We start from the raw sequence: 13,169 nt of genomic DNA, 5'->3' as shown, positions 1-13,169 counted from the left end.
CGTCCTGAGTTGCGTGGGGGGCGAAATACAGCATGGGAGCGTCGACTAACAGACATTTGTGTTGTTAGTCGATGAAGAATAGTTGTTAGTCTATAAAGCAGGCTGACAGCATGTTGCCTGCCTTTGAAGTGGTATATTCAGCCTGACTTACAGCAGTGGCAGCATGACCCAGACAAGCACATCGGCGCTATTTCAACTGCTGAGGGCCATAGATGAGCGGTTCTGGCTGCGACATGGGCTATTTTGGCTGGTACGTACCATAATGATGGCGTGGATGCTGCTGTATGGCGCCCGGATTATGGTGGAACCTCAGTTTGCGATCCGCGACGCGCTGCTCATGCTACTGCCGCATGCCCTGATTACGTATCTACTGCTGTATGGCGTACTATCTGCCCTCTGGCGCGGTAACCGATGGCTTTTAGCAGTGCTACTGATAGGGTGGCTGGTCGCCAGCCTGATTATCCACCACGGCTTTCGGTTTTTTGTGATGGTACCCCTGTACGAAGGGCGTCACACCATTTCCCCCGATCTGCATAATGCCTTTGCAACCGGCCCAATTATTCCGGTCTTAGTTACGGTAGGAGTAGCCGCCTGCTTACGCGTGTATCGGCAGTGGCGGCAGAGAGATGTAGATAACGGGCGGCTTACGCAGGAGAATTACCAGGTTGAACTACAGCTTCTTAAAGCTCAAATTCACCCGCATTTTCTCTTTAATACGCTCAACAACCTGTATGCTCTCACGCTCAAACAATCCAGCCACGCTTCGGAGGTAGTGGAGCGCCTGACGGGGCTGCTGCAATTCGTGGTGGAGCAGGGCAATGCCGCCCAGGTATCCCTACCCGACGAAGTGAAGCTTCTCCGCAATTATATTGCCTTGGAACAGCTGCGCTACGGCACTCGCCTGACCCTGGAGTTCCGCGCCGATAACATACCCGCCACCACAACCATTGCGCCCCTGCTGCTCTTGCCCTTGGTCGAAAACGCGTTCAAACATGGCTCAGCGGAGCAGGTAGGGGAGGCATCCATTCGCATTATCCTGGCCGTGGAAAGCGGCAGATTCACATTCCTTATCACGAATACTAAAAATGCAGCACCCACTGCCCGAATGGGGGCGGAAGGAATTGGGTTGCGTAATGTGCAAAAGCGCCTCCAGCTCCTGTATCCGCAGCGCCATCAGTTCAGCATTGAGGCTCGCGACGACACCTTCACTGTTCGGCTGACGCTCCAGTTGCCGGAGCTTATAGCTGCTACTGAGTCGCAATCGTCGGGACGAGTAGCGCCCATTAGTCGGGTAGCAGAGGCAGCGGTTTCTGTCGCCTCGCCACTTCTACTTCCCAAGGTATGAAAGTAGGAGTAGTACACCGGATCGGTCGGCACACGTTGTTTTGGTTGACGTTGTGGGGCTTTTTTCTGCTAATTCAACTGCCCGATTACTTCATGACGGGTCGGCCAGTATTGTGGCGAGAGTACCTTTTCATGCAGTTGCCGACGGCGTTGCTGGCCACCTATCCATTGCTATATGGATTGCTGCCCCGGCTGCTACGGCGGCAGCGGTTGTCGCTATTTCTAGGGTTGCTGGCCGTGTGGTTGCTTGCGAGTGTACTGTTGGCCAACCTGATGCAAGCCTTCTACTCCTACGTGGTGGCTCCCAGCTTATTTCAGCAACCGCCCTACGAGGCGTTTCAATGGACTAAGCTTTTTGATAGGCTGAGTTTCAACTTTTTTGCCCTGATGGTAATAGCGGGTGGGGCCAGCGTTAGTAAAGTACTGAACTGGTGGTACGAGCAGCAGCAGCGCAGCCAAGAGCTGCAACAGCACAAGCTACAAGCAGAGCTCCAGTTGCTAAAGGCACAGCTTCAGCCTTCCTTCCTGTTTAACACCCTACACACCCTGCGACACCTAACAGCCCAGAAGTCGCCTGATTCGCCGGCTGTGGTGTTGCAGCTGGCCGATGTGCTTCGATTTATGCTATATGAAAGTTCACTGGATGTCGTGCCGCTGGTTGATGAGGTGGAGATGATCCGGCATTATGTGGCCTTGGAGAAGCGGAGGCTAGGAAGCCGGGTCGATGTGTCGTTGAGCTTTAGCGGGGATTTGGGGGCCTATACTATTGCCCCATTGCTGCTGCTGCCATTTGTAGAAAATGCCTTCCGGCATGGTACCAGCACCCAGCTGGAGTGCCCTTGGATAAGTATCGATCTGGTAGTAAAGCAGGATTGTGCTATCTTCAAAGTAATTAATAGCCAGTTGCTTACCGAGTCTGGTGTAGTCGAGCTGTCTGGTCTGGGTAGTATTCGGCAGCGGCTGCAGCGCCTTTATCCCGGCCAGCATGAGTTGAAGCTCATCACCGAACCGGACACCTTTCTGATTGCTCTATCCTTACAATTTGCCCCCCAGCCGTTGTCTATCCATGCTTCGGCCTTCTTGTAACTCATCTATCAGTAGCCATGAAACTACAGTGCCTATTGGTAGATGATGAGCCGCCAGCGCTGGAGGTGCTGGAATCGTACGTGCGAGAAGTGGCTCATTTAGAGTTGGTAGCCAGTTGCAGCAATGCCTTACAGGCGTTTGGAGTTCTGCAGGAGCGCAGTGTTGATCTACTATTCCTAGACATTAAGATGCCCAAAATGCTTGGAACGGAGTTTCTACGGAGCCTACGCCACCCGCCAAAGGTCATCTTCACGACGGCTTACCGCGAGTATGCCTATGAGGGATTTGAGCTTGATGCCGTAGACTACTTGCTTAAGCCAGTATCGTTGGAGCGGTTTCTGAAAGCCGTAGCCAAAGCCAGCAAAACCGAGACGCCGGCTGTTGCTGAGCCTGCCCAAGGGGTGAACTCTGATGCCTTTCTCTACTTCCGCATCGATCGGAAGATGGTGAAAGTGATGCTGCGTGACATTCTGTACGTGGAAGGCCTAAAAGACTACGTGATGATTCACACCGTTGGCGGGACGCCTCTCATCGTGAAGCAAACCATTAGCGGGATGGAGGAGAAGCTGTCGGAGAGCAACTTCCTTCGAATTCACCGCTCTTTTATCGTAGCTCTCGATAAAATTCAAAGCTACAGCGCCAGGCATATTGAGGTAGCGAAAGAGGAGTTACCGATTGGCCGTCTGTTTCAGAAACGTGTGGAGGAAGTGCTAGGATAGAGGATCGGAAATGAGCAGTATCGGTCGGTGGGCGCGCAGATTGCGTAGTAGGCAAGATCTATTATTGCCTCTACCTTATGCAAACGCTTCTCTCATTTCTGCTGCTCCTGCTGCCGCTTCAGCTCCTGGCCCAAACGCCCCCCAGCCTCAACGCTACCCTCGACGGCTACGAATATCCTTATACGGTAGAAAACCTGCCTCTGAAGCTGGAAGGGCAGGCGGTGCGTATGGCCTACATGGACGTAGCTCCCACTGCCCGCGCCAACGGCCGCACGGTGGTATTGCTCCACGGCAAAAACTTCTTTGCGGCCTACTGGCGCGAAACGATTAAGGCCTTAACCCAGGCGGGTTTCCGGGTAGTCGCGCCCGATCAGGTGGGGTTTGGCAAGTCGGATAAGCCGGCCCTGCGCTACTCGTTTCATCAGCTGGCCCGCAACACCAAGCAACTGCTCGATACCTTGGGCATAGCCAAAGCGGTGGTAGTAGGCCACAGCATGGGCGGTATGCTGGCTACGCATTTTGCTCTGCTTTACCCCGAAACCACCGAACGCCTGGTGCTCGAAAACCCCATCGGCCTAGAAGATTACCGCGTGGGAGTACCCTTTCAGTCCGTGGATCAGTCTTTGGCAACGGAGCTGAAAACCACGGAGGCAAGCATCCGCAAGTACCACGCGACGTACTACCCTGGCGGCTACCCGGCGGCCCACGACGAATGGGTACGCCCGCTGGCCGCCCAAATAACTCACCCCGACTTCCCGAAGGTTGCCCTGGCCAGCGCCCTTACTTATCAAATGATTTATCAGCAGCCGGTAGTGTATGAATTCGACCGCGTGGCCGTACCCACACTGCTCATTATTGGCCAGCAAGACCGTACGGTAGTGGGCAAGGGGTTGGTGAAAGACCCGAAAGCGTTGGCTATGATGGGCCAGTACCCGGCACTGGGCAAGCGCACCGCAGCGCAGATCCGGGGGGCAAAGTTGGTGGCCCTGGAGAAGGTAGGCCACATCCCGCACCTGGAGGCATCAAAGGAGTTTCAAGCGGCGCTCTTGGCGTTTTTGAAGTAAAAAGCATGGAGTATTTGAACGTCATGCAGAGCAGAGCGAAGCATCTCGCTCGCGGTAGTAAGGTTAGTAGAATTTGGCGTCAGCACGCGAGATACTTCGCTCTGCTCTACATGACCGCCTAGAGAAGTTGATAAATCAAAAGGCCTAAAGACCCGCAAGTCTTTAGGCCTTTTGCCATGCTAGCCGAGAACAAAGGCTAGCTAAGTATTCTCAGCGAATCTGCGTGAACCAGTTGAGAACCCTGATAGCGGCCTTCGCGGGGGCCATTTTCCAGGTTGAGCACGCCCCGTGGACAAGCTGTGGAGCACATGCCACAGCCCACGCAGGAAGCCCGAATGATGGGCTCGCCGCGCTGGGCGTACTGCTTTACATCAATGCCCATTTCGCAGACGTTGGAACAGTTGCCGCAGCTGATGCACTGGCCGCCGTTGGTAGTAATGCGGAAGCGGGAAAAGTGCTTTTGCAAAAGGCCCAGGTAAGCCGCCATCGGGCAGCCAAACCGGCACCACACCCGCGAGCCCATAATAGGGTAGAAGCCCACGCCCACCACGCCTGAAAACACCGCCCCGATGGCGAAGCCATAAAATCGGTTGAGACTATTGCCAATCTCTCCCAGAAAGCTGCCGTACACCTGGTTCACCCACAAAATACTAGTTATCAGAACGATAAGGGCCAGAACGGAGTATACAATGCGCACTTCCCAGCGCCAGGCGGCGCGGCTTTTGTCGGAGAGGTGGCGATACGGGTCGCCGGCGGTTTCGGCCAAACCGCCGCAGCCGCACACCCACGAGCAGTACCACCGCTTGCCAAAGAAGTAGGTGAGTACGGGCGTCGCTACCAGCGACATAATTGCCCCCCAGAACACCATAAATACGCCCAAACCGCCATTTTTTACTAAATCGGTCACGCCGCCCGGAAACAGGTAGTCGTACTTCAGGGGCCAGAAGTAGGAGAAGTAAAACTCGGGCTGTTGAAAAAAAAGCAGCACGCCCGGCAACAGAAACGCGAAGCCCAGCTGGAAAAACATTACCGACACGGTCCGAATCAGCTGGTAGCGGGAGTGACGGTATTTCCACAAGGCACGGGCCCCCATCAGCAGGATGGCCAGCGTGTAGAAGGTGCCGTATAGAAACCACTGGTCGGCCGCCTTGCCGCGCAGCGCCTGGCTGAATGGGTCGAGGGTGCGGATCAGGTTTTCGAGCGTCCAGGAAAACCAGTACAGCAGCACGTAGAAGCCCGTGAGTACCAGACCCGTAACCCAGGCAATGGCCCCGCGACTGGTGCTGGCGCGCAGCCACAGGTTATTTTGCTTCACGCCCGCCTCACTTCGCCCAAACTTGTGCCAGGCCCAGGCCAGCGTGCCGCCACTAATAAGGGCCAGCGCCGCGTACATACTCAGGCGAGCCCGTGCCGCGTCGGCATCGAAGGTGGCGCCGAGCAGCGCCAGCAGCCCCAGCGCTACGGCGGCAAGAGTCACTTTCTCCGTTGCGTCGGTGACGGGTAAGGGTGCTTGGGCGAGAGCGAAGGAATGGTCGGAAGTCAGTTCCATAAACAGAGCAGGAAGTGGAGGAAGGCGCTGGTGAGGTTAATGATGATGGTGATGATGGCCCTCGTCGGGCTTGCCGAAGAGGTTGAGCAGGGAGCCAATAATGTAGAGCACCGTCCAGCATACGTAGAGCCAGTTGAAGCCGGCAGGCCGGTGCTGGGGGGCAAAAAAGTGCAGAATGAGGTGGGCGCCCACGCTCATGATCAGGCCGGTGATGGCAATGAACTGGTAGCTGTTGAGGGCACTGGGACGGTAAAGTTTGGAAAGATCCACGGAGAACAGTTAAATGAGAAATACCTGATGATCAGGAGCGAGTGCTAGAACGGTAAATAAAGTGCACGCTCTTTTAATTCAGTTAGTACCGTTTTACTACCGACATCTCCGCAAACTGCCGCTGAATAGCTCGCTCGTGGCGGCGGTAAAACTCAGGGTCGAAATTGGCTGTTTTGAGCTGCTGAATAACTGTTTGAATCGGCGTTTTGGCCTTAATCCAGCTTTCGCATACGGCCTGGCGCAGGCGCAGGCCCATCGCATTGAATCCGAGTACCGCGTTGCCGGTCTGGGGGGCAAAATTGATACGTAGCGCGCAGCTGCCGGTGGGGTGCTGCCAGTAAAAGCTCTCCACATCGGCCGGCGGGCGGGCCGGCACCTGGCCGTAGGTCTGGTATTCGAGGTTGAAGAACTTGGCCGAGTTGAACCACACGCCCCGCCGGTAGGGCGTGGGCCGCCCGCAGATGGTGTGCGCCACGGTTTCGCCCTGCATGCGGCCCGTGTACCAGAGCTGCTCGATGGCTACCTCGCCCGCCCCTGGCTGGCGGTGCTGGGCGCAGTCGCCGGCCGCGTACACGTCGGGCTGGTTGGTTTGCAATAGCTCATCCACCAGAATTCCCCGGTCGGTTTCCACGGCCGAGTCTTGCGCCAGGCTCAGATTAGGCGTCACGCCAATGCCCAGGCCCACCCACTGGCAGGCTATTTCCTCGCCTTGGCTGGTCACGATGGCGCGCACCCGTCCGCTGGAGTCGCCCAGAATCTCGCGCAGCTCGGTGCGGTAGCGCACGTCCACGTCGTGGGCCCGGAACTGCTGGTCCACCAGTTCGGCTTCTTCGGGGGGCAAAACCGAGCCCCAGTAGTGCTGGTCGCGCACGAGCACGGTGGCGGCGATGTGGCGGGTGTGCAGCATCTCGGCCAGCTCCACGCCAATCAGGCCCCCGCCCACCACCACGCCCCGGCTGATGCCCTGGGTGTCGCGCTCCATCTGCGCCAAATCGGGCAGGCCGTAGAGGCCCTGTACGCCGCGCAGGTCCTGGCCGGGCCAGCCGAAGCGCCGCGACACGGAGCCCGTAGCCAGCAGCAGCTTATCGTAGCCCAGCGTCTGGCCATTGCTGAGCCGGAGCTGGCGCTGGCCGGCATCAAGGGCAGTGGCGGTGGCATGAATCAGCTCCAGGTGGTTTTCGGCCCAGAACCAATCCTCGTAGGGCTTCACATCCTGGTAGCGCAGGTGGCCCATGTACACGTACATGAGGGCCGTGCGCGAGTAGTGATGCTCGCTCTCCTCCGATACCAGCGTGATGCGGGCCGCCGGGGCAAGCCGGCGCACGGTCTGGGCCGCCGTCACGCCCGTGATGCCGTTGCCGATAATAACCAGGTGCATGGGGTGGAAGGTGAAAATGTGAAGGGTGAAGTTGTGAAGAGCTTCGTTTGCGAGAACTTCAGGACGGTCTTGCAACTGCAAAAAGCCCCCCGCCTCAACTATGAAGCCCAACTTTAGTTTGTGGCGTCAGGTTTGTGAATCCATGGGCGGGCATTCTGCCGTATTTCTCCTAAACCTACTCAATTATGCAACCTTTTGAATTTTCTTTGATGCACCCGACGCGCCTGCTGCTGCTTGTGGCGCTCTGGCTCCCGTTGGGGGGCCTTCTGGCGGCTCCGGCCGCGCCTTCGTTTGCGGCCGCTACCTCGGCTTTTTTGCAAAAGTACGTGCGGGCCGATGGCAACGTGAACTACGCCGCCATCAAAAAACAGCCCGCCGAGCTGAAGGCTCTTCTCCAAACCGTGCAGAGCTTCGATGCCAAAGCTGCTTCAGCGGCCGAGCGCAAGGCGTTTTATCTGAACGCGTATAATGTAACAGTCATTGGGGCCGTGGTAGAGCGCTACCCGCTGGCATCGGTGATGAAGGTGCCGGGCTTTTTTGATAAGCTGAAGTTTACGGTGGCCGGCGAGCAAATGACGATTAATGAGTTGGAAACCAACAAGCTACGCAAGCCCTACAACGACCCGCGCATCCATTTTGCCTTGGTGTGCGCCGCTAAAGGCTGCCCCCGGCTTAGCCGCGAAGCCTTCGCAGCCGCTACCCTCGATGCGCAGTTGGCCGCCCAAACCAAGCGCGTGCTCACCGACCCTACCTTCATCCGGCCTGACGCAAAGGCTAAAAAAGTACAGGTTTCGGAAATATTCAAATGGTACGCCGCCGACTTTAAAGCCCCCGGCCCGGCCCTGATTCATTACCTCAATCAGTACCGCGCGGCCCAGCCCATTCCGGCTACCTATACCGTAGACTACTATGCCTACGATTGGTCGCTGAATGAAGGGTGAGGTTGTGAGCAGACGACGGCTAATTCTTTACCACCCTTCATTCCTCATTTTTCGCCACTTCACTCTTCACAACTTCACCACCTCGCCAGCCGTAAGCAAAAGGTAATCAGGCATTCCACCCAGAAAAACCACGACGATGATTTTAGATAAACTTTTTGGCGACGACGATAACAACGAGAACGGCGACATTACCGAAGGCAAGGGCGTTTCTAAAAACGAAGAGTTTGAGGCGCAAAAGAAGGTTCAGCAAACCGAGAGTAACGGTAAGGAAGCCAATGACCCGTCGGCCCAGCGCAACACGGGCGCCAACGGCTACACCCAGCGCAGCAACCAGAAAGACCAATTGGAGAACCTGCATATCGGCGGTGACGAGACGTCGCCCCAGGGCGGCAACGACCACAAAAATGCCGGCGAGCAGGCGCAAGGCCCTGGCTTTGAGGCTGAAGGCACCTACGAGCTGGATCATAAGGTACGCTCCGGCGACCAGGAGTTTGGCGAAAAAACGGCCAGCAGCTCCGGCGAGCCACCCAAGGACGGCACTATTTCGCAGTAAGCAATTACTGCTTCCCGCCAAAACCCCACGCCCCAGGCGTGGGGTTTTTTGTGCGCAATCCGTTAAGGTTCTACTTTGCGTTTATACTGCCAGCTATGATCTATTTGCTCCTTGGATGGGTATTGTATTACACGCTGCATAGCCTGCTGGCAACGGTGTGGGTAAAAAATGCTGTGGCGGCCCGCTGGCCGGCGACCCCGCGTTTCTACCGGCTTGCCTACAATCAGCTGTCGGTCTGGTTGTTTCTGCTGCTCCTGCGCTACCAGATAAGTTTGCCTGACAAACTGGTGATGCCGTCCGGCCTGGTACTTACCATAAGCGGGTATGCGCTGATGGGCGGCGGCCTGTTACTGGCGATACTGGCCCTGCGCGGATACAGTTTAGGCGAGTTCGCCGGGTGGGCTTATCTGCGTCAGGGCGCGGCCGCCGCCGATAATGGCCTCAGTACCAAGGGTTTCAACGGCGTGGTGCGCCATCCACTGTATCTGGCGATTCTGGTGGGTCTGGGGGGCTTTTTTCTGACGGCGCCCACCCTGGCTCACCTCGTTTTCGTGGGTTGTGCCGCGGCGTATGTGCTGGTAGGCACCCGCCTGGAGGAGCGCAAACTGCTTCAGCGGTTTGGGGTAACTTATGCTCGCTATCGGCAGCAGGTACCTCGGCTGATGCCCCGCTTGAGTAGGCAGCCGAAAGCCTGAGAAGCTGGTCGAGTTAATTTTTATGACCAGCCGAACGGTGTAGGTACGCGTATTCGCGTCTTCCTCGTCGAACGGAAGGTCAGCGCAGCTAACAACTAGTGCCGCGCCGTTCGGGTAAACAATGTCCGCAACGAGTAGACGCGAATACGCGTCTCTACATGCTAACTCAAGCAGCCTTTGGCCAAAGTTTATATCAAGCTCATCTATAAGCCAATGTGCATTTGGACTGGTGTAATTACCAATCTCTAGTATATGTATTAGTAAATATTCGAAACAGAATTTCTAAAAATATTTCTGAAAAAAGTGCATTAGCTGCATTCAAATGAACTTAATCATGATTGTGTTATTTATTATAACTAAATATTTATAAAAATATTGTTTGATATGTGATGATTCATATATATTTACGACATGAAACTTAGGAAAGGGATTTTTCCCACCTAATCTTTCACCCGCGCTTCTCTCACTACCTACTGCCGCTGCAATGAACTTACTTACTACCCTTAAGGCCCTGACGTTAGTAAGCTGCTGCTTATTCTCTACTCTTGCTCACGCAACTGATCCGACAGCTAAGGATAAAAAAGGGAAGATTGAGAAAGTTGTCGCCCCAGCAGCAGTGATTAAAGCTGCCCCAGCCTCCACCAGCGCTACTGAGGCTATGGTGGTACTTACCGGCCGCATTCGCAACGAGGAAGGCCAGCCCCTAGCTGGAGCTACGGTTTATTTGCAGGGCAGCGCAGTAGCTGTCACCACCGATGGGCAAGGTATCTTCTCCTTAGAAGTACCTGCCGCCGGCAAGAAAACCCTCCGCTACGGCTACGGTGGCTACCAAGACCGCGATGTTATTGTCAGCAGTAGCGCCCCTCTAACCATGAGCCTGCACCCCAGTACTAAAATTATTGAGCGGCGCAAAGAAAAATAAGATAAGTTTCTGCCCACAAAAAAGCCCCCAAGAATAGTTCTAGGGGGCTTTTTTGTGAGTTGCAATTTTTAAACCTTGATTTTCGACTCCGGGCGAACGGCGAACTGCTTGCCAAAGAAGAAATATACCGGCACTCCCAGCGCTACCAGCAGCAGGCCCAGGCCGGAGTCGCGGGCCGTGGTGGGCGAGACGAGCAGGATAACGCAGAAGGCGGAGGCCAGAATGACGTAAAGCAGCGGAATAACCGGGTAACCCAGTGCCTTGTAGGGGCGGGGCGCATCGGGGCGCGTGCGGCGCAGAATGAAGATGCCAATGATAGTGATGACATAAAACAGAATCACCGAAAACATCACGTAGTTGAGTAGCTGCCCATAGGAGCCCGTCAGGCACAACCCGCAGGCCCACAGGCATTGAGCCCACAGGGCTACACCGGGCACGCCGGCTTTGTTGAGCCGCGCCATGCCGGGAAAGAACAAGCCGTCTTTGGCCATGGCGTAGTAAGCCCGCGCCCCGCTCAGAATAATGCTGTTATTCGCGCCAAAGGTGCTGATCATGATCAGCACGGCCATAACGTAGGCCCCGGCCCGGCCCAAAATGCTCTCCGCCACGGCCGTAGCGACCAAATCGCCCTTCGTGTACATGATGCCGCGCCCCAGAATATCAGTGGCATCGGGGCTGCCCTGCAAGGGGAGCACCAGCAGATACACCAAATTAATAAGCAGATACAAGCCCGTAACGATAGCCGTACCGATGGCCATGCTGAGCACGATAGTGCGCTCGGGCCGGACAATCTCGTCGCCGGAGAAACCGATATTGTTCCAGGCATCGGAGCTGAACAGGGAGCCCGTCATGGCCAGGCCAATGGCGCCCACCAGCCCCCAGACGCTCAGCGGCACTGCCTCGCCCGTGGGCGAGAAACTGGCCGCCTGCCACATATCGCTAAAGTTGACATTGAGTGCTTCCTGATTAATACCCAGCGCCAGGCCAAACAAAATCAGCAAGGCCAGCGCCACCAGCTTGGTAGTTCCGAACACATTAGAAATAAGCTTGCCGCCGCGTACGCCCTGCGCGTTCACCCACGTTAGGCCCACCAGCATAAGCACAGCCAGCAGCATGACGGTACTAAACCTGAACCCTAGAATAGAGAACAAAATATGCTCTTCGCTAAACCACGGCACCAGCACGCCCACAAACCGCGCGAAGGCCACAGCCACCGCCGCGATTACGCCCGTTTGGATAACCAGAAACAGCGACCAGCCATACAGGAAGGCTACCAGCTTATTGTAGGCCTCGCGTAGGTACACGTACTGCCCGCCCACTTTCGGAAACATGGAGGCCAGCTCGCCGTAGCTTACGGCCCCGGCCAACGTGATAAAGCCCGTGACCAGCCACACCACCAACAGCCAGCCCGGCGCGCCCACTTTGCGGGAGATATCGGCGGAAACAATGAAAATACCAGAGCCAATCATGCTGCCAGTCACAATCATGATGGCATCGAAGAGCGTAATGGCGCGTTGAAACTGACCTTGTTTTTCAGGCATGAGCGGAGGTAAATGTAGATTCAGGGGCGGAAGATAGAAAAGAAAAGCCCTGTTCGCTGCGTAGAAGGCCGCTGGGGGGCAAATTGGTGCCATACTGTCCATCTCATCCTTTGTCCGGCCCGCTCCGGTAGCTTGCCGTTTCTTTGCCAATCGGCCTGTGCAGTTTGACGCGCTGTTCTAACCAGTACAGATTCCGCCGGCCCGTTGCGGCAAAACTTCTACATTAGGCCATGCGACTTCTTTATCTGGTGTTCGGCAACAACCTGCAAAATCACTTTCAGGCGCACTTTTCCATCCTGTCCTTCCTGCGGCAAAAGAGCAGTGATTTGGCTGGAATAACGGTCGTTACCGATGCCCCCGATTTCTATCAGCATCTAACTCAGGCCATAACCGTGCACGCGCTCGACGCGCGTACTTTGGAGGAGTGGCAGGGCCAGTATGCGTTTTTCTGGCGGGCCAAGATCAAGGCGCTGGAGTACGCCGTTCGCCAGCACCCCGGAGCGCCGCTGCTCTACCTCGATACCGACACGTTTTTACACGGCTCATTGGCGCAAATGAGCCAGGAATTAGCCACTGGAACGGCCTTTATGCACGAAGCAGAGGGCGCCCTGGCCAGTCTGACCAGTAAAACCGAGCGCCGCATGTGGCAGCAGGTAAAAGATCGGAGCTTCGGAGGCGTGGCTATGCACGGGCAGCGCGTCATGTGGAATGCCGGCGTCGTTGGTATTCCCGCCGCTCAAAATCTAGAGGCCATTGAGTTGGCGCTTCGCATTTGCGATGAGCTGTGCGAGCAGCAGGTTATGCCCCGGCTGATAGAGCAGTTTGCCTTGTCAGTGGCTTTGGCTGAAACCTACATGCTGCGGGCGGCGCGTCCTTACATTGGCCACTACTGGAGCACCAAAGACGATTGGAATGCGGGCATCAGCGCGTTTTTCCTGGAGTCTCACCTCAAAAAGCGTACGGTAGAGGCTGAGCTGGAAGCGCTGAGCAGCTTCGATTATCAAAAGCTGCCTATTAAAAAGAAGGTCCGTAACACCCAGCGCCGGTTGGAAAAACTGGTGCACCGCCTGTTTCCGCCTAAGCAGGTAGATTTTATTGCGTAAAATG

The 13,169-nt window shown here is 55.9% G+C and carries 13 protein-coding genes; 9 read left to right on the top strand and 4 right to left on the bottom strand.

Annotation, left to right across the window (positions count from 1 at the left end; all coding sequences use genetic code 11):
* Window positions 1-163 precede the first annotated feature (163 nt).
* From B9A24_RS19550 to B9A24_RS19535, 4 genes are all read left to right on the top strand, one after another.
* Window positions 164-1,345, top strand: a complete 1,182-nt coding sequence (locus B9A24_RS19550) for a sensor histidine kinase (protein ID WP_084447708.1) — start codon at window positions 164-166, stop codon at window positions 1,343-1,345.
* Entirely contained in the window at window positions 1,342-2,430 is a 1,089-nt protein-coding gene (locus tag B9A24_RS19545; RefSeq protein WP_084447707.1) for a sensor histidine kinase, read from the top strand. Before B9A24_RS19550 ends, B9A24_RS19545 begins: the two co-directional genes overlap by 4 nt.
* A gap of 17 nt (window positions 2,431-2,447) precedes the next feature.
* Window positions 2,448-3,149 carry a LytR/AlgR family response regulator transcription factor gene (locus tag B9A24_RS19540; RefSeq protein WP_084447706.1) on the top strand — a complete coding sequence of 234 codons (702 nt, stop codon included), beginning with the start codon at window positions 2,448-2,450 and terminating at the stop codon, window positions 3,147-3,149.
* Window positions 3,150-3,226: 77 nt separating this feature from the next.
* Window positions 3,227-4,213 carry an alpha/beta fold hydrolase gene (locus B9A24_RS19535; RefSeq protein WP_084447705.1) on the top strand — a complete coding sequence of 329 codons (987 nt, stop codon included), beginning with the start codon at window positions 3,227-3,229 and terminating at the stop codon, window positions 4,211-4,213.
* A gap of 196 nt (window positions 4,214-4,409) precedes the next feature.
* On the opposite strand, the gene B9A24_RS19530 is transcribed toward B9A24_RS19535, so the two are convergent.
* The 3 genes from B9A24_RS19530 to B9A24_RS19520 all read right to left on the bottom strand — a co-directional run bounded on the left by B9A24_RS19530 (window position 4,410) and on the right by B9A24_RS19520 (window position 7,410).
* Window positions 4,410-5,762: a 4Fe-4S binding protein gene (locus B9A24_RS19530; RefSeq protein WP_143435084.1), complete on the bottom strand. Its 1,353-nt coding sequence runs from the start codon at window positions 5,760-5,762 to the stop codon at window positions 4,410-4,412.
* 36 nt (window positions 5,763-5,798) lie between these two features.
* A complete protein-coding gene (locus B9A24_RS19525) occupies window positions 5,799-6,032 on the bottom strand; it encodes a hypothetical protein (RefSeq protein WP_084447704.1) in 234 nt (77 codons plus the stop codon).
* Between the two features lie 82 nt (window positions 6,033-6,114).
* A complete protein-coding gene (locus tag B9A24_RS19520; protein ID WP_084447754.1) occupies window positions 6,115-7,410 on the bottom strand; it encodes an NAD(P)/FAD-dependent oxidoreductase in 1,296 nt (431 codons plus the stop codon).
* Between the two features lie 185 nt (window positions 7,411-7,595).
* On the opposite strand from B9A24_RS19520, the gene B9A24_RS19515 reads away from it, so the two are divergent.
* The 4 genes from B9A24_RS19515 to B9A24_RS19500 all read left to right on the top strand — a co-directional run bounded on the left by B9A24_RS19515 (window position 7,596) and on the right by B9A24_RS19500 (window position 10,521).
* Entirely contained in the window at window positions 7,596-8,351 is a 756-nt protein-coding gene (locus B9A24_RS19515) for a DUF547 domain-containing protein (protein WP_084447703.1), read from the top strand.
* A 136-nt stretch (window positions 8,352-8,487) separates the two neighbouring features.
* Window positions 8,488-8,904: a hypothetical protein gene (locus B9A24_RS19510; RefSeq protein ID WP_084447702.1), complete on the top strand. Its 417-nt coding sequence runs from the start codon at window positions 8,488-8,490 to the stop codon at window positions 8,902-8,904.
* A gap of 95 nt (window positions 8,905-8,999) precedes the next feature.
* Window positions 9,000-9,599, top strand: a complete 600-nt coding sequence (locus tag B9A24_RS19505; protein ID WP_143435082.1) for a methyltransferase family protein — start codon at window positions 9,000-9,002, stop codon at window positions 9,597-9,599.
* Between the two features lie 616 nt (window positions 9,600-10,215).
* Window positions 10,216-10,521, top strand: coding sequence for a carboxypeptidase-like regulatory domain-containing protein (locus B9A24_RS19500; RefSeq protein WP_234997543.1), 306 nt, complete (start codon window positions 10,216-10,218; stop codon window positions 10,519-10,521).
* 68 nt (window positions 10,522-10,589) lie between these two features.
* Here B9A24_RS19500 and B9A24_RS19495 read toward each other — a convergent pair whose 3' ends face one another.
* The gene (locus tag B9A24_RS19495; protein ID WP_084447699.1) at window positions 10,590-12,062 is read right to left on the bottom strand and encodes an APC family permease; all 1,473 of its coding nucleotides are present in this window, start codon (window positions 12,060-12,062) and stop codon (window positions 10,590-10,592) included.
* A gap of 230 nt (window positions 12,063-12,292) precedes the next feature.
* On the opposite strand from B9A24_RS19495, the gene B9A24_RS19490 reads away from it, so the two are divergent.
* On the top strand, window positions 12,293-13,165 hold the full coding sequence (locus tag B9A24_RS19490; protein ID WP_143435080.1) for a hypothetical protein: 873 nt from the start codon (window positions 12,293-12,295) through the stop codon (window positions 13,163-13,165).
* The last annotated feature ends 4 nt before the right edge of the window (window positions 13,166-13,169 follow it).

The sequence above is a fragment of the Hymenobacter roseosalivarius DSM 11622 genome, assembly GCF_900176135.1.
GTDB lineage: Bacteria > Bacteroidota > Bacteroidia > Cytophagales > Hymenobacteraceae > Hymenobacter > Hymenobacter roseosalivarius.
The sequence above is the reverse complement of the archived record's forward strand: the minus strand, read 5'-3'. Positions and strand labels throughout refer to the sequence as shown.

Coding starts and splice junctions, on each gene's coding strand:
- B9A24_RS19550 (WP_084447708.1), top strand. CDS start 164: ATGACCCAGACAAGCACATCGGCGCTATTTCAACTGCTGAGGGCCATA.
- B9A24_RS19545 (WP_084447707.1), top strand. CDS start 1,342: ATGAAAGTAGGAGTAGTACACCGGATCGGTCGGCACACGTTGTTTTGG.
- B9A24_RS19540 (WP_084447706.1), top strand. CDS start 2,448: ATGAAACTACAGTGCCTATTGGTAGATGATGAGCCGCCAGCGCTGGAG.
- B9A24_RS19535 (WP_084447705.1), top strand. CDS start 3,227: ATGCAAACGCTTCTCTCATTTCTGCTGCTCCTGCTGCCGCTTCAGCTC.
- B9A24_RS19530 (WP_143435084.1), bottom strand. CDS start 5,762: ATGGAACTGACTTCCGACCATTCCTTCGCTCTCGCCCAAGCACCCTTA.
- B9A24_RS19520 (WP_084447754.1), bottom strand. CDS start 7,410: ATGCACCTGGTTATTATCGGCAACGGCATCACGGGCGTGACGGCGGCC.
- B9A24_RS19515 (WP_084447703.1), top strand. CDS start 7,596: ATGCAACCTTTTGAATTTTCTTTGATGCACCCGACGCGCCTGCTGCTG.
- B9A24_RS19510 (WP_084447702.1), top strand. CDS start 8,488: ATGATTTTAGATAAACTTTTTGGCGACGACGATAACAACGAGAACGGC.
- B9A24_RS19505 (WP_143435082.1), top strand. CDS start 9,000: ATGATCTATTTGCTCCTTGGATGGGTATTGTATTACACGCTGCATAGC.
- B9A24_RS19495 (WP_084447699.1), bottom strand. CDS start 12,062: ATGCCTGAAAAACAAGGTCAGTTTCAACGCGCCATTACGCTCTTCGAT.
- B9A24_RS19490 (WP_143435080.1), top strand. CDS start 12,293: ATGCGACTTCTTTATCTGGTGTTCGGCAACAACCTGCAAAATCACTTT.